Annotated in this window: 2 protein-coding genes and 1 pseudogene; all 3 read right to left on the minus strand. The window is 72.8% G+C overall.

Annotation, left to right across the window (positions count from 1 at the left end; translation table 11 throughout):
* Positions 1–167 precede the first annotated feature (167 nt).
* Entirely contained in the window at positions 168–794 is a 627-nt protein-coding gene (locus VNS22_RS18735) for a division plane positioning ATPase MipZ (RefSeq protein ID WP_325735098.1), read from the minus strand.
* A complete protein-coding gene (locus VNS22_RS18740; protein WP_325735100.1) occupies positions 791–2365 on the minus strand; it encodes a CYTH and CHAD domain-containing protein in 1575 nt (524 codons plus the stop codon). Before VNS22_RS18740 ends, VNS22_RS18735 begins: the two co-directional genes overlap by 4 nt.
* Positions 2366–2414: 49 nt before the next feature.
* A pseudogene (locus VNS22_RS18745) lies at positions 2415–2607 on the minus strand (D-TA family PLP-dependent enzyme); the annotation flags it as partial.

Here is a 2607-nt window from a genome sequence, read left to right on the forward strand (position 1 = left end):
AAGCTTATCCGGCCTGCTGGCGGGACGTGCTCGAGACGGCGCTGGCGGCACGGCAGGGGCGGATCGGCCGGCTTCCGGCAGCGGCGGCCGGGCGGGCGCTCGACTTCATGCGCGCCGCCCTCGACATGGCGACGCTGCCGGCACGCTGAGGATGGGAAGCGCGGCGTTCAGGCGCTGCGATCGAGCAGGTCCACCAGCTGCGCCCACTCGGCGCGCGCCGGTGCGGTCCGGGCCCCGGCGAGGTCGAAGACCGCCAGGCCCTGCGCTGCCAGTTCCTCGTAGATCGCCCGGTCGGCGAGCCGCGCCGCCACGGGCAGTTCAAGGCTCCTGGCATGGTTTTCCAGACGCGCGGTGGCGCGGGCGCGCGGGCGCAGGCGGTTGAGCACCAGCACCACCTCCTTCCTGCCCTTGCGCACCGATTTCTGCTTGCCGAGCTTATTCAGGAACCGTTCGGTCCCGGCCTGATCGAACAGGGAAGGCTGGACCGGCACCACTACCCGGTCGGCCTCGTCCAGCAGGTCCTCGATCTCGCCGCCGTCCAGGTTGGCCGGGGCATCGACCACCAGCCGCTCGACGCCCGCCGGCACCGCACCCGCCTTCCTGGTCCAGTCCAGCGCCCGGATCGGGGCGGCATTCACCGGCCGCCGCGCCAGCCAGCCCAGGCTCGAGCGCTGCCGGTCGGCGTCGGCCAGCGCGGTGACCCGCCCCCTGCCGGCCAGGGCCGCCGCCAGGCCGGTCGCGATCGTCGACTTGCCCACCCCGCCCTTGCCGTTGCCGACCAGGATCCGGATCAAGCCGCTCCCTCCCAGAACGGGGCCGCCCGCTTGAAGGCGCGCCAGGCATCGATCAGCTCCGGCTCGTCGGCGACCGCGGCATGGGCGTGCCAGCCGGCGACCATGCCGGCACCTTTGGCGGCGGCCTGACGCATGGCGGCGGGCAGGCCGCCATCGCCCAGCAGCCGATCGACGAGAGTGCCGGCGACGAAGGCGTCGTTGAACCGGCCCATATGGTCCTGCAGCTGCGACAGCCGCTTGTTGTAGGGCTTCACCCGGTCGGGGGGGAACAGGTCCGTCACCGCGTCGGCGGCGTAGCGCAGCTTCTTCAGGGCGATCCGCACCTCGTGCCGCTCGTCCGGCGCCAGGCCCGCGAAGTGCCGGCCGCGACGGCGCACCTTGCGCAGCGCCTTGTCCAGCAGGGCTGCGGCGGCCTCCGTAGCGGGCATGGCCAGCTGGTCGGCACCGGCCGCATCCGCGCCCATCCGCCAGCCGCGCATCGCCAGCCAGGCGGACAGGCGCAGGAGGGTCCGGCCATAGTTGCGGCTCGCCACCATCGCATGAGCCTCGTCATAGGCCCTGGCCCGGGCGGAAGCCGTCAGCTCCTGCAGGGCCGAGAGGGACGGCTCGCCGGCCCGAGCCGCCAGCACCGGCGCCAGCAGCTCCGCCTCGAACACGTCGAGGTCGCGCGCCGGGCCCAGCGCCTTGACCACGGTGCGCAGCTCGCCGGACAGGGACTTGCGCTGGGCCGGCGGGATCAGGTCCTTGAACACGGTCAACAGGGAGCGCAGTCGGCGCAGGGCCACGCGCATCTGGTGGATGCCCTCGGGATCGCGCCCGTCCAGCACCGCCGCCTCGTTGCCGATCCATTGGTGCAGCGCGGCGCCGAAGGCCGCGACCATCACCGTCTCGATATTGGCGTCGGCCGCCAGTTCCGGGCGTTCGGCCTTGACCGGCTCCGGCGCCAGTCGGTCGTGCAGCCGCACACCGCGCTGCCATTTGCTCCGGGTGGCGAAGCGCACCGGCGCCAGCTCCGCACAGCGCAGCGCCAGCGCGTACAGGCAGGCCGGGTCGCCCTCGACCAGCTCCAGTTCCAGCTCGCTCACCTCCTCGGAGCGGCCGTCCGCCTCGATCCGGCCCTGGTCGAGCGCCAGGTTCACCACCGCATTGCGGCCGTGCTCGTCGGTCCAGTCGAGATCGACCGTTTCGCGGCGGATGTCGGTGCGCACGATCGCGACCAGCTCCCGGCCGGTCACGGCCTGGACCAGCTCGGCCAGCTCGGGATCGGTGAAGCGGGCAGGCTCGGGAGCCTCGCCGGCCACCTGCACCTCCCATTCGTCGCGCGCCAGCAGGACGCCATTGCCGGTGGGCTCGCGCTTCACCGCCTGGACCCAGCGCCGGCCTTCCTTGCGCACCCGGAAACTCATGCCGAGCTCGCGGCGCAGCGTGCCTTCCGGGGTGTCGTAATAGGTGGCGGCCAGCCGCCGGCGGGCAGGCCGGCCCTTCAGGCCGTCTGCCACCGAGGGGTCGGCCAGGAGCTTGCGCAGGTCCTCGGCCCTGCCCTCGAGCTTCAGCTCCCGCTCAACGCCCATGCTCGCCCCTGGCTCCGCCTGCCGACCAGAGGTCTCATTGCAGAAAAATTCAGGTCAATCTACCGCGGGCGGCCACGTCGACCAGCCGCTCCACCCGGTCGCCGCGGATGAGCGCCACCTGGTCGTAGAGGTTGCTGACCGGGCAGGCATGGTTCGGCAGGACCCGCACCAGGTCGCCGACCTTCGGCCGCGGGCCCTCGACCTGGCTCAGGTCGACATGGCCGTGCTCCTCGGACAGGCCA

The sequence above is a fragment of the Geminicoccus sp. genome (genome assembly GCF_035556675.1).
In the GTDB taxonomy this organism is placed as follows: domain Bacteria; phylum Pseudomonadota; class Alphaproteobacteria; order Geminicoccales; family Geminicoccaceae; genus Geminicoccus.

Excerpts from the sequence above, each read along its gene's own strand:
- VNS22_RS18740 (WP_325735100.1), bottom strand. The coding sequence starts at position 2,365 with ATGGGCGTTGAGCGGGAGCTGAAGCTCGAGGGCAGGGCCGAGGACCTG.